The organism is Flavobacterium seoulense (genome assembly GCF_000695795.1).
GTDB lineage: Bacteria > Bacteroidota > Bacteroidia > Flavobacteriales > Flavobacteriaceae > Flavobacterium > Flavobacterium seoulense.
In genome coordinates this window covers 83,456-103,356 of the sequence record NZ_JNCA01000003.1, presented here as the reverse complement: position 1 = coordinate 103,356, position 19,901 = coordinate 83,456, and the positions used below count along the sequence as shown (strand labels likewise).

Genomic DNA, 19,901 nt, shown 5'->3' with positions numbered 1-19,901 from the left:
TAAGCTCAACAAAGCTTATTTCTTCTTTATAAGACTTTGTGGATTATTCACCAGATTACTTATTCTTTCTGATGCCTTAAAACGATAACCTACATAGAATTCAAAAAAACGCTGCTGATCCTTAATATGAACTCTGGGATCATTATCATAATAAAAAGTATTCCATCTAGCTGTTACTCCTGTGTAGAATTTTTCAGAATTGTATCCTAAATTCAGATTCAACTGTGTTTGATAAGAAAGTCCATCGATTATTTCTTCCGGAGTGCCATCCGAATAAGTTGTTTTAGTAGTGTTATAGCCTACACCGCCATAAGCTCCTGCCGAAATCAGCAAGTTTTTATTAATAACCCAATTGTAATAATATCCAGGACCTACTGCAATATCAATACTGTTGTCTTTGCTGGGGTTATCGTTTTTCATTTGGGTAAAATAATAACTTATGCTTGGAACAAAACTTCCTGCGCTTTTCTTTTGCCATTCACTTTGTCCAAAGATGGTTCTAAATGAAAAGTTGGGATTAAAGATGTAAGAGGTGCTTCCGCCAAATCTTCGCATCTGAAAATTAGAGAACAATAGGTTTTCAGGTATTCCAATATCGTCTTTATTAACATAAAATCCTTTTATTTTAGTGTATTCAATACTTTGCATCCATTTGCCTAAATACAATCGGGTTCCAAAATTAGAAAACGATGTTTTACCGTATTTTTCATCGTCCTTGTTGAATCGAATAAAATCAGGTGTGTAGCCTAAGTCCAATTCGATAAATTTATACATAAATGTAAAAGTAGAGCGTAACCTTTGATTAGGCGATAAGGTAAAATCAAGATTATCTTTTTGGTCTTTAATATGAAATGAATTAAAACTATTGGTAAATCCCACTCTGGTTTTAATGAAATCATCATAATGTATGATGTACTCATTTGCAGGAGTTGAATTGGATATGCTGTCTGTATTTTTTTGCTGCGCCCAACTTGTCGCAACGATTAATAAAAATATAAAACGGATTCTCATTAGTTTTTTACTTTTGATCCAAATGGACAACGCTTGATAAGGTAATTAATAGTAGCATGGTAAGCATCAAAGCCAGTACCGAAAGAGTTTCGGGATTCTGAATACAAATTAGTTCCCTGATCATTATAAAAATTCAAACCAATTTTTGTTTCATAATTGATGGTAGTAGTGGCATTATTAGAATTGTAAATAGTACCAGATGCTTTTTTATTATCTTTTTTATCCGTTTCTTTTCCGTTATAAGTGGAGATACCGCTTCCGTAAGAAGAAGTTCCTTTGTTAGTGACATTTGCCATTCCATAAACTACATTTTCAACTCCTAATAAAATTGCAATTTCTTTTGGGGTTTTTGATTTAATATTGCTGTGCGAAAGACCGTTTTTGGCTAAAATACTATTGGTTGTAATAGGATCCTGCAGCTGTAAGCCATGTGTGTTTTCTTTGATAGAAAGGTAGCTGTCGTTTTGTAATTGTTCAGCCATTGCACTGGTACTTAGAGCCGGATCATTAGTTATGAATTCGAAAGGTAAAACAGCAATAAGGCCTTTTCTTTCAGTTGAAGTTGATGTCGATGTCGATGTCGATGTCGCATCAGAAGTAGTAGCATTATTGATTATTTCTGTTCGTCCGCTGGCAAATTCAATTTTATTTATTTCTGATTTTTTAAATTCATATTCTAAAGATTCACCTTTGTAGATAAATTTAACAGCATCTTCTTTGACAGCTATAATTTTTCCAGTTCTTTTTTCACCGTTAGACATAATCACGGTATCCAGTTTGTCTTGAGCAGTTACAGCAATTATATTCAAAAATAAAAACAGCAGTAATAATGATTTTTTTAGAGTAAATGATTTCATGATTTGTATGTTTAAATTGGTTTTCTAAAAATAAGTTTTTTTATGTTTAAAATCCTACAAAATTAGAATAAAAAAAGTAAGAATTAACACAATGGTAACTATGTTGAGAAAAGAGTATTTAAAAATAGAAAACTGAAAATTAAAAGGTGATATTTTTTAGATTTGTTTTTTTTAATTATTATTTTAAAAACTTCCGCTGGAACCATCGCCACTAAAATCACCTCCGCCAAATTCGTAAATAATACTATTTTAAATGCTATAAAATTCTCGAATTCTTTAGAAGGAAACCAAAAGCGTTGCATTTTTGGTGGTTAGATAAGTCGAAACAATGATTAATTACTATGGGTTTAAGCAACGCAAGAGCTACGAATTTAATTTTTGTAGCTTTTTGTTTTTAGCTTGATTTTATTTCGAAATACTTGAGGATGATTTTGTAATTATCCTGAGCTGTAAGACAAGTATCTAACAAATATTCTTTTATAAGAGGCCATTCCTGTAAGCCTCTGTAATAAAACAGTTTTAAGTCTTCATCAATAATAAAAGGTATAAAATTGTTCGCTAAGCACTCTTTAAACATAATTAACCGACCAACACGTCCGTTACCGTCTTGAAATGGATGGATGATTTCAAATTGATAATGAAAATCAATAATATCTTCAAAAGTTTTCTTTTCAATGTTATGGTAGCTCGAAAGTAATTCTTTCATTTTTGTAGCAACGACTGAAGGAGGACAAGTTTCATTACCTCCAACTTCATTAGGTAGTTTTTTGTATTGACCAACATTAAACCACTTTTTTTGACTATCAGATGTTCCTAATTTTAGGATAAAATGTAATTCTTTAATAAAAGATTCGGTTAGTTTTGATTTTGCTTTATCAATAATTAAATCGATACAACGAAAGTGGTTTGTGGTTTCTATAATATCATCTACATTAATACTCTCTTTGGATACTCCGATAGTATTAGTTTCAAAAATATATCTGGTTTGATCATGAGTTAGCTTACTTCCTTCAATACGATTTGAATTATAAGTCAGGTCAATTTGTGTGCGATGATAAATTCCACCTTTGAGCTTCATTTCTTTTTGCTCTTTAAGATGATTGAGTAATGTATTATCACTAAATTTCTTCTCCTTTACTTTATTGGTTAAAGTCGTATCTTCTGGAATATTCCAAGTTTTACCAGTTAAGAAAGCACCTTTTATTTTTCCTGTGGCACAATAATTTCGAACTGTTCTTTCTGGAACATTCCATTTTTTTGAAAATTCACTGACTGAAATATAGTTCATATTTTTCGATTACATATGCCGTTATCGGCAAATATACAACAAATAAGATTTGTTGAGTACGTTTTTTTTTGCCGATAAAGATAAAGAAAGATTTTAATTTAAAAACCTCCGCTCGAACCTCCGCCACTAAAATCACCTCCGCCAAATTCCATCGGTGATTCGACTGTAGTTTCGGGTTTTAAACCAAATTGGGAAGTTAGAATTAGCGCTTCGGTATTGATAAAATCGCTTGAATTGATAAAACGATCAGGCTGAAAAGTGATTCCAGTTGTCCTGTCTTTAAGCTTTTTGATGGAAAAATAAGCGATAGCAAAAAGTAAAAGTCCGCCTAAGATTAAAGCAATTTCAATGGGTAAAATCTGGTGATAATATCGAATAGTATAAAATGTAAATCCTAAGCTTATAAAACCTATCCAAAGCATTATTCTTTCCTGCATTTTTAAAGCATAAAAGATATAGAACAAAGGGACAATTACTGTAAAAGTATAAAAGAACCAGGCAAAAGGAATATCTAAATTTGCAGGAATTTCAGTTTCCAGTAATACTTCTGAAAGTTTTCTAACTACCAGATAATTTCCTGAACAATAAAATAATAGTAAACAAAAGTTTTTTAAGAACAGAATTCCTTTGTGGTAAAAAAGAAATTGGACTTTTTGAGTTCCCTTTTTAGTTAAGAAATAGATTCCTAAAGCGTAAATCATCAATACAAAGGGTAAAATTGTTTTTCCAATACTTCCCAGTTCAAATAAACCAAAAGCTACCGTTGCCGTACTAGCGATGCAGAATATTAAGACAGAAACTAGTTTTACATAACGAAGGTAACTAAAGAAAGAAATAAGAGTAGCTGTGATAGCAATTGAAAGTTCATTGGCTTCTGTTGCAACTCCTATGGCTACAGCAAAAAGCAATTGTCCTCCAATTAAAAAAACATCATCGAGTCCTTTTTCGGTATTGTTTTGATGAATTAAAAATTCGGTGCCTGCAAAACCCATTGCTGCATAGATGAAAATAAAAGCTTCGAAATTATGATCAATAATATTCATACTAAGCAAAGAAATAAATCCACAAATTGAAGCATATAAAAAGATACCAAGTACAGCAAATCCAAAGCGTAAAAAAATATTGGTATTTGCTTTAGTGTAATTGAGTCGGGTTTCTATTTCCTTTAGTTGTTCTTTCGAAATGAATTTAGCATCATGCAAAGAATGCGCTTCTTCAATTAAAAACTGATTTTCTAATTTAGTTTTATCTTGTGCTATCATTTTTTTATTTCGGCATTAAATTTTTTAATCATTTGTACAAATAGATAAATAAATCCTATAGAATAGAAAGGACTAAGGATTATTAAAAACTCAAAAAAGTCATTGAGATTGATACTATCAATAATTTTAAAAAAGCTAATATTTAAGCCTATAAAACCATACAAAACGGCAAAAGCAAATATAGAGACCGATTTTATCTCGTAACTGCGACGATAAAAATAATAGGTTGATAGTATTAAAAGAATTGTAAAAAGAAAATAGTAATCATTATCAACTAGATTATTAAGGCAGGAAATTCCAATAAGATGTAAAGCAAAAGTTAAAAATATAAACGAAAAATGCGTTTTTAGATTGATTTTAGAACTGTAATAATTCCAGGCAATAAGAACACTTCCTAATCCAATGGCAGCATAACTCAACGAATTAGTATTGTAGAGATCATTTTGTAAAAGCGATTGTGGCGTTACGGTTAAACCAATGTAGGCTGCTAAACCAGTGATAGCTAAAGAAAGTACATTTTTGTTATCAAAATAATAAGCCGAAAATAATCCAATAGTTGTTGGGATAATTGTAGCCAAACCGTAATTAGTCCCAAAAGTATTGTATTGGAGCTGTAAATAACTAATAAAAATACAAGTCAGTAAATTGGCAGTAAGAACGATATATTCCATTACAGGACTTTCAAAATGAGTTTGCTCTTTTTGAAATTTGGGTGCCTTTTTAAAGGATAAATAATAGCAAATTATTGTAAGAATAAAAACGATACTAATAAGAATGGTATGTCCAATGGTATCAATATTATCATAAATTAAAATACCAATTCCCGAAGTAAATAGTACTACTGAAAGATAAAGAAACAGTTTTAGTTCAGCATTTAATGAAAAGATGTTCCAGCTACGATAATTTATAATTTGATCGTATTGTTCTTTACTAATTAATTGTTGATCATAGAGTGCTTGAGTGGCTCGTTCATTCATTTTTCTCATGTAAGATGGATTAGTTTCTCAAATGTAAGTAAATTATATAAAAAAACGCATCGATAATTTCGATGCGTTGTAGTTTAAAATGCAGCTTATTTTTTAAAAAGCCTGATCCATTTTTTCTTTAATCTCTTTCAGACAAAGGTTGTTGATACTTCCTTCGTGTGTGTGTTTAGTTGCTTTTGGTGATTTGTAATTTCCGGCTTCAATTTGCAGTGCCACTTCTTTATAGGCATCTCTAAACGGAATTCCTGCAGAAACCATTTCGTTCAAAGTATCTACGGTAAACAAATAATCGTATTTTTTATCCTCTAAAATATTCTCTTTTACCTTGATGTCCGGAATGGAGAAAATAGCAATATCCAAACAAGCTTTTAGGTTTTGAATAGCAGGAAAAACACCTTCTTTTAAAAGTTGTAAATCTCTGTGATACCCACTAGGTAAGTTATTGGTAATTAATGTTAATTCGTATGGTAAAGCCTGAATTTTGTTGCATTTTCCACGGATTAATTCAAATACATCAGGATTTTTTTTATGAGGCATAATGCTTGATCCTGTAGTCAGATTTGCCGGTAAACCAATAAAATCAAAATTCTGACTCATATACAAACAAACGTCATACGCCAATTTTGAAAGCGTACCCGCTACACTTGCCATAGCAAAAGCAACTGTTTTCTCCGATTTTCCACGACTCATTTGTGCTGCAACCGAATTGTATTTTAAGGTGCTAAATCCCATTTCCTGAGTAGTAAAAGTTCTGTCAATAGGGAAGGAACTACCATACCCTGCAGCAGAACCCAACGGATTTTGGTCAACCACTTTTAAAGCAGCATTCAACATACTGATATCGTCTATAAAACTTTCAGCATAAGCAGAAAACCACATTCCAAATGAACTTGGCATTGCAATTTGTAAATGCGTATATCCTGGTAATAAAACGTTTTGGTATTTTTCAGCTGAATTCATTAACAGCTCAAAAAGTGATTTCACCTGTTGTTTTAGTTGAAGTACTTCTTCTTTTAAGTACAAATTCATATCGACCAAAACCTGGTCATTTCGGGAACGGGCAGTGTGTATTTTTTTACCGGCTTCTCCAACTTTTTGAGTCAGTAAGTATTCTACTTTTGAATGTACGTCTTCAAATGAATCTTCGATAGTAAAGTTTCCGGCTGCAATATCTGCTTGAATTTCTGCCAATGCACCCAATAAATCCTCACATTCCTGATTGGTAATCAATCCGATTTTAGCAAGCATTTTAGCCTGTGCAATGTTTCCTGTAACATCGTGTTTTGCTAAAATTAAATCTAATTCACGGTCGTTTCCAACAGTAAAAAAGTCGATTTGTTTATCAGTAGGTATTCCTTTTTCCCAAAGTTTCATAATTCTGTTTTTTATTTCGCAGAGATGCACTGAGATTACTCAGAGATTCGCAAAGTTTTTTATTTTTTAGCCCCGATAGCAGCGAAAATCCTTTTTTTTTTCTTTAAAAACAAAAAGATTACTTCACTTTATGTCTATTTTCATAGGAATTCAGTGAACTTCGTTTGCAGCGGATAGCGGGATTAGCTTCTAAAAATATTATAATTTAAAAAAATCAGTTAGTATTTTAATATACAATTCGATTCCTTCTTCAATTTCGTTTACAAATATAAATTCGTTAGCCGAATGTGAGCGTAAGCTTTCTCCTGGTCCTAATTTTAATGATTTACAATATAAAACTGATTGATCCGAAAGAGTAGGTGAGCCATAAGTGGTTCTGCCTAATGCAATTCCTGCTTGAACTAATCCGTGTGAAACAGGAATTGAAGAAGCATTTAAGTGCATAGAACGCGGATTGACTTCGGCATTTACATTCGCTCGTACCATTTCTAAAATTTCGGTATTATTATAACAATCATTCACACGAATATCAACAACGAGATGACATTCCGCCGGAACTACATTGTGTTGTTTTCCTGCATTAATCTGGGTTACGGTCATTTTTACAGGTCCTAAAACCTTAGATATTTTCTCGAATTGGAAGTTTTTGAACCATTCAATTACAGGCATTGCATTGTAGATAGGATTGTCGGGATTGTTGTGTGCGGCGTGACTTGCTGTTCCTTTTACCACTACATCCAAAACTAATAATCCTTTTTCGGCTACGGCCAATTGCATTAATGTAGGTTCACCCACAATAGCGCATTCTAATTCCGGTAAATGTTTTAAAATGCTGTTTAAACCATTTTTTCCGCTGCTTTCTTCTTCTGCGGTAGCTGCAATTACAATATTGTAAGGCAGGTTCTCAACGGCATAGAAATGGGTAAATGTGGCGATTAATGATACCAAACAACCACCTGCATCATTACTTCCTAAACCAAATAATTTACCATCTTCTACTTTTGCTTCAAACGGATCGTTAGTATAACCCTGATTTGGTTTTACCGTATCGTGGTGCGAATTAAGTAAAAGCGTGGGTTTTGATTTGTCAAAATGCTTATTGTAAGCCCAAACATTATTGTTTTCTCTTTCGAAAGGGATATTGTTTTTGGTAAACCAATTTTCGATTAAAAGGGCCGTTTGATCTTCTTCACTCGAAAATGAAGGCGTCTGAATCAGCGATTTTAATAACGCAATGGCTTCTTGTATAAGTGTTTCTATGTTTTTCATATTAGATTTAGTTGGTGGTTGATAGTTTTAGTTGATGGCGAAATGATAATTTCTAAGACTATCAACAAACAGCTATCAACTTTTATAACTCAATGCTCGTGCAAATCGCCTCCGAATTTTTCAACATTCTGTGATGGCCAATTTTTATTTTCTGAACACCTTTAGACAAACTGTTGAAACAGTTATCCAATTTAGGAATCATTCCCGAATGAATGGCACCTTCTTGTTTTAATTGTGTATAGAGTTCTGAATTGATTTGTTTGATTACTGAATTTTCGTCTTCAACATCCGTCAAAACTCCTGCTTTTTCGAAGCAATAATTCAAAGTTACCTCAAAAACCTCTGATGCTGCTATCGCTAATTCACTCGCAATTGTATCTGCATTGGTGTTTAATAATTGCCCGTTTTTATCGTGTGTAATGGCACAGAAAACAGGGACAATTCCACTATTGATTAAGGTTTCTAATAAAGGAGTATTCACTTTTTGAACATCGCCCACAAAGCCGTAATCGATAGTTGGGTGGTTTCTTTTAGTAGATTGGATTAAGTTACCATCAGCACCCGAAAACCCCATGGCATTAGTATTATTTGCCTGTAATTGAGCAACAACATTTTTGTTGATTTCCCCGGCATAAATCATCACTACTACATCCAGCATCGGTTTATCTGTAATGCGTCGTCCATCAATCATTTGAGGAACTAAACCAATACTTTGTGCCATTTTAGTAGCCGATTTTCCACCACCGTGAACCAGAATTTTGTTCCCTTCAATCTTAGAAAAATCAGCTAAGAATTGTGTTAATTCTACTGGATTATCGATGATGTTTCCACCAATTTTGATGATGGATAAGCTTTGTTTATTTTTTCCCATTTTTCAATATTTTTTGCAATACTAATTGGGCAGAATAAGTTCTGTTATTTGCTTGTTCGATAACAACTGAATTTTCGCTGTCAATTACCTCGTCAGCTACAATTACATTTCTTCTCACTGGCAAACAGTGCATAAATTTGGCATTGTTAGTCAAAGCCATTTTCTCGGCAGTAACCGTCCAGTTTGGATCAGTATTAGTGATTTTACCGTAATCGTTATAATTACTCCAGTTTTTAGCATAGATAAAATCAGCATTTTCAAAAGCTTTATTTTGATCGTATTCAATCACTGAATCTTTAGTAATTTCAGGATTCAATTCGTAACCTTCCGGATGTGTAATTACAAAGTCCATATCTTCCTGCTTTTGCATCATTTCTACAAAAGAGTTAGGTACTGCTTGTGGTAAAGCTCTCGGATGTGGTGCCCAGGTCAAAACTACTTTTGCTCTGTGTTTGGTTTTGTGCTCTGCCATTGTAATCGCATCGGCAAGGGATTGCATTGGATGTCCTGTAGCACTTTCCATGTTTACAACTGGTACAGAAGCATATTTTAAGAAACCTGAAATTACAGTTTCGGCATTGTCTTTTTCTTTATCGACTAATCCGGCAAAAGCTCTGATAGCTATAATATCGCAATATTGAGAAACAACAGCAGCAGCTTCTTTAATATGCTCTGATGAACCCTGATTCATAACCGCTCCATCCTGAAACTCTAAAGTCCATCCTTCGCTGTTAAAATTCATTACAATTACATCCATTCCTAAGTTCATAGCCGCTTTTTGAGTACTCAAACGTGTTCTCAAACTAGAATTAAAGAATAACATTCCCAGGGTTTTGTTTTTTCCCAGTTTTTTATTCTTAAGTGGATTTTTCTTAATTTTTAATGCTTGTTTCACCCATTTATCAAGTGAATCTATGTTTTGAATGGATATAAAGTTCATTTTCTTTATTGTTTAATCGGTTATGTGTTTAATCGATTAACCGAATCAACGATTAACCGAATCAACATTATATGATTTTAGTAAATGCAATTTCGTTTTTTATAGCTTTCAGGATAAAATTATCGTTCAGACCGTTTACAATCCAGGTTTCAATTTTGGCTTCTTTGGCAATAGCAACAGCTTCAATTTTAGACTGCATTCCGCCAGTTCCGTGTGATGATTTAGAATCCCCAATTTCTTTTTCCAAATCTTTCAAATTTGTTACAGAAGTTATAGTTTCAGGAATTCCTTTTTCCATCGATTCTTTGGTGTAAAAACCGTTAGTATTAGTTCCTATAATCAAAAGATCCACTTTCAATAAAACAGCTGCAAGAGCGGCTAATTTATCGTTGTCGCCAAATTTAATTTCATCAGTAGCAACAGTATCATTTTCGTTGATAATTGGGATGTAACTGTTTTTAACTAAGACGTTGATGGTATTTACAATATTCTTCTTGGTTTGTTCTTTTTCGAAATCAGAATAAGAAAGCAAACACTGCGAAGTATTTAGTCCTAAATCCTTAAAGTTTTCATTGTAAATCCGCATCAAATGGGGCTGACCAATAGAAGCCAAAGCTTGTTTTACAAAAACATCTTTGTCGTTATTGTCTAATTTTACAAATTGTTTAGCCGCAGCAATTGCGCCTGAACTGACAATGATAAATTCATATTTATCGCTCAAAGCGGCTATCTGCATACCAATATCTTCAATCTTTCCTCTCGAAATGTGATTGGTTTCTTTGGTTAGGGTATTACTTCCTAATTTTAATAAAATTCTTTTTTTTGCCATTTTTTTAAAGTCTCTAAGACTGTTAGTTGCTAAGACTCTAAGTTTTTCTCTTAAATCTGAAATTTAGATTCTGCAATCTAAAATCTGCCTTCTGCTATCTGATTTGTCCTTCTCCGTAAATATACCATTTATTGGTTACCAAATGCTGTAAGCCAATTGGTCCTCTTTGGTGCAATTTATCAGTACTGATGGCTAATTCTCCACCAAGACCAAATTGACCACCGTCGGTAAATCGGGTAGAGGCATTTTGATATACTGCTGCCGAATCAATATTATCCATGAATTCCTGAGCAACGGCGTCATTTTGTGTAATGATAGAAGCCGAGTGGCCACCGCAATATTTGTTAATTTTTGCGATCGCTTCTTCATTAGAATTTACGATTCCAATAACAATTTTGTAATTCAAAAACTCTTCGTACCAAATTTCTTCGTTTTCAATTACAGGTATCTGAGTAGCATTTGCGAAAGCGTCATCACCTAAAATTTCTACGTTATATTTTTTTAATTCGTCAACTAATTGTTTTCCAAAATCTTCCCAATTTGGCAATGAAGAATCAATCAAAACTTTGTCCAAAGCATTACAAACTCCGATGTTAGTTGTTTTTCCGTTGATGATAATGTCAAGGGCTTTTTTCAAATCCGCCTCTTTGTTGATGTAAAGAAAATTATTTCCACGACCACTTACAATTACCGGACAGCTGGCGTGTTTTTTAGTGAATTCAATCAGTTTTTCTCCTCCACGAGGTACAATTAAATCGACTCTTTGCGATGGTTTTTCCAAGAAAGCCTGAGTTTGAACTCTATCGTAATTTAAATATTCAACCCAATCCGTACTTACTCCATTTTCCTGTAATGCCTGATGCCAAAGACTTACGATTTTTTGATTCGAAAGCAAAGATTCTTTACCGCCTTTTAGAAGGATTTTGTTTCCTGATTTAAAGGCAATTCCACCGGCTTCCACAGTTACATCAGGACGGGATTCATAAATGATTAGAATCGTTCCGAAAGCAGCCGTTTTATTGCTGATTCTCATTCCGTTGTCATGAGTAAACTCATAGCGAATCTGACCCACAGGATCCTCCTGACTGGCTAATTGTTTTGCCGAAAGAATCATTCCGTCTACCTTAGCATCATCTACAAGCAAACGTTTTTCCATAGCTAAATCTTCACCATTGTAATTGGCTAAATCCTGCTGGTTGATGGCTTTCAAAGCTTCTCTTTCTTGTTCTAAAAGAGCCGCCATGGTAGTCAATACAGCGTTTCTTTTTTCTATGGATAATAATGTACTCATCGTTAATTGTATTTTTTATGCGGTCAGAGACCGTTTATCACTTCCGCAAAGCCAGAAACTTTGCGGAGCGTGAAATTTAATTTTTTAATTCAGCTAATGATTCTTGTAAAGCTTTGATAAATGTATCGATAGCCTCAGTAGTAATCGTTAGCGGAGGAAGGATTCTCAATAAGTTTTTATTGTTAGCTCCACCTGTAAAAATGTATTTTTCAATAATCATTTTCTTTCTCAAAGCACTCACATCAAAGTCAAATTCAACTCCTAACATCAATCCTCTTCCTTTTACTTGTTTAATTTCAGGAATCACTTTGATGGCTTCAAAAAAGTATTCTGATACTTTATTCGTATTTTCGATTAGGTTTTTAGCTTCCATAACGTCCAGAACCGCAATTCCGGCAGCACAAGCTAAGTGGCTTCCACCAAAAGTAGTTCCTAACAATCCGTAGCTTGCCTGGAATTTAGGAGAAATCAAAACACCGCCAATAGGGAAACCGTTCCCCATACCTTTAGCAGTAGTTACAATATCCGGATTGATTCCGTGGTGTTGAAAAGCAAAAAACTTTCCGCTTCTTCCATAACCTGATTGTACTTCGTCTAAAATCAAAACAACTTCATTGGCATTACAAACTTTTTCCAAAGCCTGAAAGAATTCAGTTGTTCCCTGATCTAAACCACCAACTCCCTGAATAGGCTCAATGATTACGGCACAAACGTCTCCTTTTTTTAATTCAGCTTCTACCAAATCAATTTGATTTAAAGGAAGGAAAGTAACGGCTTGTTGAGCATTCAATGGAGCAACAATTTTTTTGTTATCAGTCACAGCAACAGCAGCTGAAGTTCTTCCGTGAAACGAATTGTCAAAAGCGATTACTCTTGATTTTCCATTGTGGAAAGAAGCCAGTTTTAAAGCATTTTCGTTAGCTTCAGCACCAGAACTGCAAAGGAATAAGCTAAAATCAGTTAAACCTGAAGCTTTTCCTAATTTGACTGCCAATTCTACTTGCAATGGGTTTTGGATAGCATTCGAGTAAAAACTCAAATTATCCAATTGCTCTTTTACTTTGGCAACATAATCCGGTTGGGTGTGACCAATTGAAATCACTCCGTGACCAGAGTATAAATCTAAATATTCAGTTCCTTTTTCGTCGTAAATAGTGCAATCTACAGCTTTTACCGGCGTGATAGGATATAATGGGTAAACGTCAAATAAGTTCATTTTGTTTAAAGTTAAATGTTAAGGGTTAGGAGTTAAAAGTTTCGAACGATTAATAACGCTTCACTTATAACTCATAACTTTTAATTAGAATCCACAAGGTTTTAGGTGTAATCCTGTAGTCTCTTCCAATCCAAACATCAAATTCATATTTTGAACGGCCTGACCAGAGGCACCTTTTAATAAGTTATCAATAGTTGAAGTTATTAAAACCCGGTTTCCTTTTTTCAATAAACTAATAATACATTTGTTTGTTTGTACTACCTGTTTCATGTTGATGTTAGTGGTAGTAACGGTTACAAATGGTTGGTCGGCATAAAAAGCTTCGTATTTAGCAACCAAATCTTCTAAACTTTCTTCTGATTTTGTATATAAAGTGGCAAAAATTCCTCTTGGGAAATCTCCTCTGTTAGGTACAAAAATCAATTCATCTGAATAATCTGCTTGTAATTGTTTCAAGCTTTGGTTGATTTCGCCCAAATGTTGGTGTTCGAAAGCTTTATAATGCGAAAAATTGTTGTTTCTCCAGCTAAAATGCGAAGTAGCAGCTAAACCAACTCCGGCACCAGTACTTCCTGTTGTTGCGTTGATGTGTACATCTTCACTCAACAAACCATCAGCAGCCAATGGTAATAATGCCAATTGGATAGCAGTTGCAAAACAACCCGGATTTGCAATATAATTTGCTTTTTTAATGTCGGTTTTGTTTAGTTCAGGTAATCCGTAAACAAATGATTTTCCGTCGAAATCCTTATCTTTTGTTAAACGGAAATCATTTCCTAAATCGATGATTTTTGTGCTATCTGAGAATTTATTGTTTTCTAAGAACGAAATTGATTTTCCGTGTCCTAAACACAGAAAAAGTACATCAACATTCGGATTTACAGTATCAGTGAAATTCATTTCGATATCACCCATCAAATCCTGATGCGCTATTGAAAGCGGTTTTCCTGCATTTGTAGTACTGTAAACAAAATCTAATTTGGCGTTAGGGTGAAACATCAGGATTCTAATTAATTCTCCTGCTGTATATCCTGAACCGCCTATTATTCCAACATTAATCATAGTTATTTATTTTTTTAACTGAACAAGTCAGTTCGAATTAAATGAACCATTAAGAAGTTAAGTCTCAAGGTTTTTTTGACTAAATATTTCTTAATTTCTTAATGGTTTTATTACTATTTTTAATTACTAAGTGTTCAAAGCTTTATATTCTTTGTGCCTTCTTAGCAAACTTTGCGGTAAAACCCCTTATTCGTAAGTCTCTTTATTTACTGAAGAGAAAATGTTTTGAGCATTACCTAAGATTTTGATAAATCCTTTAGCATCGTCTGATGTCCAGGCATTGTTCATTTCTCCGTATTGACCAAAACCAGTGTTCATTAAATCATTTTCTGATTCGATTCCGTCTAATGAAAAATGATACGGTTTCAATGAAACAAAAACTTTTCCGTTTACTGTTTTTTGAGTATCTTCAAGGAAAGCTTCTATGTTACGCATTACAGGATCTAAAAACTGACCTTCGTGAAATAACATTCCGTACCAGTTTCCTAGTTGTTCTTTCCAGTATTGTTGCCATTTTCCTAGAGTGTGTTTCTCTAATAAATGATGTGCTTTGATGATAATTAATGGAGCAGCAGCCTCAAAACCAACTCTTCCTTTAATTCCGATAATCGTATCACCTACGTGAGTATCTCTACCAATTGCATAAGCACTGGCTAATTTTTCAAGTGCAACAATATTGTTTGAAGGTTTGTCAGCTACACCGTTTACAGCTACTAATTCTCCTTTTTTGAATTCCAATGTTACTTTTTCTTCACCCTCTTTTTGTAATTGAGAAGGATATGCTTCGCTAGGCAAACTTTGGTGAGAAGTTAAAGTTTCTTTTCCTCCAACAGAAGTTCCCCAAAGTCCTTTATTGATAGAATATTGTGCTTTTTCCCAAGAATAGTGTACTCCGTTTTTAATTAAATAATCAACTTCTTCCTGTCTTGATAATTTTAAATCACGGATAGGAGTGATGATTTCAATTTCTGGAGCAATAGTTTGGAAAATTAAATCAAAACGAATCTGGTCATTTCCGGCACCAGTACTTCCGTGAGCAATAGCAGTAGCGCCAACAGATTTAGCATATTTAATAGCTTCGATTGCCTGAAAAACACGTTCAGCACTTACTGATAACGGATAAGTATTGTTTTTTAAAACATTACCGTAAATAAGGTATTTGATCGCTTTATCATAATATTTATCTAAGATAGTAAGGTTAGCGTGCTTTGCACTTCCTAACTCATAAGCTCTGTCTTCGATAGCTTTTAATTCGGCATCATCAAAACCTCCTGTATTAATTAATACGGTGTGAACTTCATATCCTTTTTCATTTTTTAAATATTTAAGGCAATATGAGGTATCTAGACCTCCACTATAAGCTAATACAACTTTTTTCATTTTTCTTGATCTATGGGCTATTTACTAATCTATTTTATAGGCTTCGTATTTAGCTGATTATATATAAATTTATTTTATTCGTTTTACTTATTCTAAAAACAATGCTTGTTTAATCTTTTTTAATCTGTTCCAGATTCTGACATTAAAAGGATGTTTTGGCGGATCTTTTGGCTTTTCTGCCGGATCGTATAACATTCCTGTGCAAAGACACATTTTATAATCTTTACTTTTTAATATTTCAAAATTAGTACAGGTTTTACAGCCTGACCAAAATGTAGGATCACTCGTTAATTCAGAAAAAGGAACCGGTTTGTATCCTAACTCCGAATTAATTTTCATAACCGCTAAACCTGTTGTGATTCCGAATACTTTAGCACCCGGATATTTCTTTAAGGAATAATCAAATACAAAACTCTTGATTTTTTTTGCCAATCCCAGATTTCTAAAATCAGGATGTACAATTAATCCGGAGTGAGCAACAAACTGACCGTGTTGCCAACTTTCGATATAGCAGAAACCAGCAAATTCACCTTTTTTATCCAAAGCAATAACAGCATCTCTGTTTGCCATTTTTTTCTGGACATATTCAGGAGTTCTTTTTGCTATTCCGGTTCCTCTCAATTTGGCAGACGTTTCTATAGTATCACAAATAATTTGCGCATACTTAAAATGTTCTTCCTGAGCTATAACAATAGAGATATTCATTTCAAAAGATGAATTTTGGGTTAAAAAATGTTAAATGATTATATTTTACTATTGAACCTTTTTTGAAATTGACTGCAAAATTAACATAATAAACCCAACAAGAAAGAATGTAGGAATATAAAATGAATAAAATTTTGTTTTCAGGATGGGTTAACCCAACGGATAACGGCTGTAATTTCAATGTGATGCTAATAAAAAATAATGAATGTGATAAGACCAAAGGCATTTTTAGATACTATACAAGTATCCGTACTTCGGGCGAAGTAACTGGCTCGTCTATCCGTGACATTGAGGTAATATGTACACTTTTATAATTCATTGGTGCAAAAGTACATATATTTTTCAAACTGGACATCGTTTTATAATTTATTTTAACATTTTTAAATTTTTGACAATTTATTGTAATTCAGTCAATTGTGTTGTATTTGGTCGAAAAAAACTATCCGATTTAGAATTTATTTCGGCTTACAATTGCTTTAAACTGATTTTTTAAATCTTCACCAGTATTGTAAATCATTTGTTCGTTGTTAGGAAACGGAACTAATTTTCGATTAAAATAAGAATAATAAGCATCTTCAGTCGCTCTTTTGTTTCCTTTATAAGTAGCGTAATCGTTTTTAAAAACAGATTCTGTACTCAACGGAAAGGAATGTAATAATTGTTTGGTTTTTAAATCTGTATAATCAACTGTAGCATTGATTTGGCATGCTTTAAACTGATTAAATTCGTTAATTCGAATAGTAATCGTTTTTAGATTATCGACTTTAATTACTTTTCCAAGGCTGTCTTTTACCGGTTTGCCGTTTTTGTCTAAAAGGTCTTTTAATCCGTCTTTGATTATTTTTTCTTTTACAAATTCCTTCTCTTTTATTTGCTCAGGCGTAATGTTGATTTCTCTAAAATTAACCGTGATTTGGTAATCGTATTTAATTCCTTTTTGAGAATTACTATGATAAGCAGTCCATTTATCATTCATTCCTAAAGTATTAAAATCCAGTAAATCATTTTGTAAAATCACCGGAATCACCATATTAGTCTGATTGCGCAACAATACACTAATATAATTTTTGCCTTTTAATAAAGCTTCTTCCTGAAGTTGTAAAGTATTTAGGTAATTAGGGTTAATTTGGTTTAAATACTCTAAATCGTCGTATGCTTTTCTAAAATCCACTTTGTTGGATGATTTTAATAAAGCTTTACTATTGTCATATAAATATTTAGACAAAGCATTTTTGCTCTCCACAATTTGTTTGTTGTAATTATCGAAAGTGAATTTGGCATTTTTGCCTTCTTTGAGCAATTTTAAAGGCAACAAAGGTTTTATTTTTTCCTGACGATTGTCTAATAAAACATAGGTATTGAATATTTTCTCTAAGTTCGCCGGATTTTATCCTGTTCCAGTAAATTCAAACTGTTTAAATCTCTTTCTTTGGCTTTAAAAAAAGCTTCTTCAAGTAAATAAACATAATCCTGATTTCCTTTTTTATCTTTATTCGAACGCAAATTAGAAACAGCGTTTTCAATGGCTTCATTATAGTTTCCTGAAGTCAGCAAATTCCTTGTTTGCTTAACACCACAAGATGTAATAAATAAAAGTATAGAGAGTAAGGGTAATAGTTTTTTCATTGTCAAAATTTTGAGCAAATATATTTTTTAAAAATTAATTTTTTTAGAATAATTATATTTTAAATCAGGGCTAATTTTGAGAATAAAAAAAGCCATCAAAAAATGATGGCCGGGTAGTTTAAATAATTCTGGTTTTAATGAGCTCCACCTTCGGATTCGATATGAAAAATGCCTTGCTTTTTTAAGATTTTTGGACAGTAAAAACCATAAAAAGCCAAATAAGCGAAACCTAAAAGTGGTATAATGTACGAGAAGTGAGTCCATGAGATTCCCATGATTCCTTCGGGATTACTTAAATCAAAATCACAAATTCCTCCTTGAATCAACGGAATTACTCCGCCACCCAGGATCATCATAATCAGAAACGAAGAAGCTTTTCCTGTGTTTTTTCCTAATCCGGCAATCGCCAAATCGAATATTGACGGCCACATAATAGATAAAAATAAACCTCCGGAGATAAAAAAGAATTTTGCAATTTCTCTGTCAGGATAAACTAAACCTATTAACATCATTGCTAATCCTGAAACGCCAAAAAGCATCAATGTTTTTCCGGCATTTTTTCCTCCAATGAAACTAATGAGAATAAAGAATAGTATCCAAATAGGGTAAATATAAAAAGCATCAACATCGTGTTCTGCGAAAATATTTGTAGCGATAATTACTCCAAAACCAACAGCAGGAACTATGAATTTAAGCAGTAAATTAGTCGCTTTTGAAGTATTAAATACGTTTACGCCTCCATTCCAGCGGCCTATCATTAAACTTCCCCAATACAAAGCAATAAATGGCGGAATGGCTTCTTCAAGAATATTTCCAAATTCTGCAGTTTTTAATAAGGCAGGAAGATTACTTATTATTGTAACTTCGGTTCCAACATAGATGAAAATCGCAATCATTCCGAGATACAATTGTGGATAATCTTTGATAGCGAATTTTTTATTTCCTGCTTCGATTTTTATCTCTTCTTCTTTTGCAGGATCTTCGATTTTTGAAAACAACATAAAAAGTGCTACGACAATAAAGGCGGTTCCTAAAATGATAAAAGGAAACTTAATGTCTTCAAGCGAAAGCGCTGTTTTTTTATTATTTCCCATTCCGAATAATGCGATTCCGAGCAAAATAGCACCAATAGTAGTTCCGAATGAATTAACACCACCCGCCAGAGTCAGTCGATGTGCTCCGGTTGCCGGACTTCCCATTTTAATTGCTAGCGGATTGGCTACAATTTGCTGAATCGAAAATCCCAACCCTACCGTAAATAATGCAGTTAGAAAGAAAGGAAAACTTTCCATTGTAGCGGCTGGAACAAATAAAAACGATCCAAGAGCAGAAAGAGTTAAACCGGCAGCTAATGTTTTCTTGTAACCAAATTTTTGTAAAACATCAGATTTTAATGACACAAGAAAAAAGATCATCGAACCCACAAAATAAGCCGCATAAAATGCCCAGGCTACTAATTGTGATTGTACCTGCGATAGTGTAAATACTTTTTTGAATACAGGAATCAGGATATCATTGGCTGACCCAACAAAACCCCAAAAAAAGAATACAGTTACCAGAGAAATAAATTGTCCCCATTTGGTTTGTAGGTTTTCGGAATTCATAATTATTTAGTTGTAATGTTTGGTTATCTGTTTTTAATAGCAGCTATGTAAAAGTATTTCTTAATTTTTTTTACACAAAACAACACAATTTAGAATTCATGGTTTTTAGCCATTAATAGGCTTTTATTGATATAAATGTATTTATATTGATTAATTTGTCCATATATTTTTTTAAAAACATTTAAGTTTTTTCTTTCCTTTTTAATTTGAAGTATAAAAAAGATAAAATTTACAATAGTTGATAGTATTCTAATTCCGACTGATGAGGAGTTTCATTAAGTAAATAGACAAAGTTGCTTATTGTTGTGGGCACGGAAAGAATTTCCGTGC

At 33.1% G+C, this 19,901-nt stretch carries 18 protein-coding genes; all 18 read right to left on the bottom strand.

What is annotated here, in order from left to right; translation table 11 throughout:
• Positions 1-15: 15 nt before the first annotated feature.
• Positions 16-1,011, bottom strand: a complete 996-nt coding sequence (locus FEM21_RS02400; protein WP_035657340.1) for a DUF4421 family protein — start codon at positions 1,009-1,011, stop codon at positions 16-18.
• Positions 1,011-1,868, bottom strand: a complete 858-nt coding sequence (locus FEM21_RS02395) for a hypothetical protein (RefSeq protein WP_035657338.1) — start codon at positions 1,866-1,868, stop codon at positions 1,011-1,013. The genes FEM21_RS02400 and FEM21_RS02395 overlap by 1 nt, the downstream gene beginning before the upstream one ends.
• 394 nt (positions 1,869-2,262) lie before the next feature.
• A complete protein-coding gene (locus tag FEM21_RS02390) occupies positions 2,263-3,156 on the bottom strand; it encodes a Fic family protein (protein WP_035657336.1) in 894 nt (297 codons plus the stop codon).
• A gap of 98 nt (positions 3,157-3,254) precedes the next feature.
• Positions 3,255-4,418, bottom strand: coding sequence for a hypothetical protein (locus FEM21_RS02385; RefSeq protein ID WP_035657334.1), 1,164 nt, complete (start codon positions 4,416-4,418; stop codon positions 3,255-3,257).
• The gene (locus tag FEM21_RS02380; RefSeq protein WP_035657332.1) at positions 4,415-5,404 is read right to left on the bottom strand and encodes a DUF2157 domain-containing protein; all 990 of its coding nucleotides are present in this window, start codon (positions 5,402-5,404) and stop codon (positions 4,415-4,417) included. Before FEM21_RS02380 ends, FEM21_RS02385 begins: the two co-directional genes overlap by 4 nt.
• Positions 5,405-5,497: 93 nt before the next feature.
• Positions 5,498-6,778 (bottom strand): argininosuccinate lyase, encoded by a 1,281-nt coding sequence (argH, locus tag FEM21_RS02375; RefSeq protein WP_035657329.1) that lies wholly within the window; start codon positions 6,776-6,778, stop codon positions 5,498-5,500.
• A 198-nt stretch (positions 6,779-6,976) separates the two neighbouring features.
• Positions 6,977-8,047, bottom strand: coding sequence for a M20 family metallo-hydrolase (locus FEM21_RS02370; RefSeq protein WP_035657326.1), 1,071 nt, complete (start codon positions 8,045-8,047; stop codon positions 6,977-6,979).
• 82 nt (positions 8,048-8,129) lie between these two features.
• On the bottom strand, positions 8,130-8,918 hold the full coding sequence (argB, locus tag FEM21_RS02365; protein WP_035657324.1) for an acetylglutamate kinase: 789 nt from the start codon (positions 8,916-8,918) through the stop codon (positions 8,130-8,132).
• Positions 8,905-9,858, bottom strand: a complete 954-nt coding sequence (locus tag FEM21_RS02360; protein WP_035657321.1) for an N-acetylornithine carbamoyltransferase — start codon at positions 9,856-9,858, stop codon at positions 8,905-8,907. Before FEM21_RS02360 ends, argB begins: the two co-directional genes overlap by 14 nt.
• Positions 9,859-9,925: 67 nt before the next feature.
• Positions 9,926-10,687 (bottom strand): glutamate 5-kinase, encoded by a 762-nt coding sequence (proB, locus tag FEM21_RS02355; protein WP_035657318.1) that lies wholly within the window; start codon positions 10,685-10,687, stop codon positions 9,926-9,928.
• A 94-nt stretch (positions 10,688-10,781) separates the two neighbouring features.
• Positions 10,782-11,978 (bottom strand): glutamate-5-semialdehyde dehydrogenase, encoded by a 1,197-nt coding sequence (locus FEM21_RS02350; RefSeq protein ID WP_035657317.1) that lies wholly within the window; start codon positions 11,976-11,978, stop codon positions 10,782-10,784.
• A 76-nt stretch (positions 11,979-12,054) separates the two neighbouring features.
• Complete coding sequence (locus tag FEM21_RS02345) at positions 12,055-13,194, bottom strand: aspartate aminotransferase family protein (RefSeq protein ID WP_035657315.1); 1,140 nt, start codon at positions 13,192-13,194, stop codon at positions 12,055-12,057.
• An 84-nt stretch (positions 13,195-13,278) separates the two neighbouring features.
• Positions 13,279-14,256 carry an N-acetyl-gamma-glutamyl-phosphate reductase gene (gene argC, locus FEM21_RS02340; RefSeq protein WP_035657313.1) on the bottom strand — a complete coding sequence of 326 codons (978 nt, stop codon included), beginning with the start codon at positions 14,254-14,256 and terminating at the stop codon, positions 13,279-13,281.
• A 186-nt stretch (positions 14,257-14,442) separates the two neighbouring features.
• Positions 14,443-15,636: an argininosuccinate synthase gene (locus tag FEM21_RS02335; RefSeq protein ID WP_035657312.1), complete on the bottom strand. Its 1,194-nt coding sequence runs from the start codon at positions 15,634-15,636 to the stop codon at positions 14,443-14,445.
• An 87-nt stretch (positions 15,637-15,723) separates the two neighbouring features.
• Entirely contained in the window at positions 15,724-16,341 is a 618-nt protein-coding gene (locus FEM21_RS02330; protein WP_035657309.1) for a GNAT family N-acetyltransferase, read from the bottom strand.
• Between the two features lie 448 nt (positions 16,342-16,789).
• Positions 16,790-17,641, bottom strand: a complete 852-nt coding sequence (locus FEM21_RS02325; protein ID WP_316930332.1) for a hypothetical protein — start codon at positions 17,639-17,641, stop codon at positions 16,790-16,792.
• A 71-nt stretch (positions 17,642-17,712) separates the two neighbouring features.
• Complete coding sequence (locus tag FEM21_RS16760; RefSeq protein ID WP_316930331.1) at positions 17,713-17,967, bottom strand: hypothetical protein; 255 nt, start codon at positions 17,965-17,967, stop codon at positions 17,713-17,715.
• 134 nt (positions 17,968-18,101) lie between these two features.
• The gene (locus FEM21_RS02320; protein ID WP_035657306.1) at positions 18,102-19,571 is read right to left on the bottom strand and encodes an MFS transporter; all 1,470 of its coding nucleotides are present in this window, start codon (positions 19,569-19,571) and stop codon (positions 18,102-18,104) included.
• Positions 19,572-19,901 lie beyond the last annotated feature (330 nt).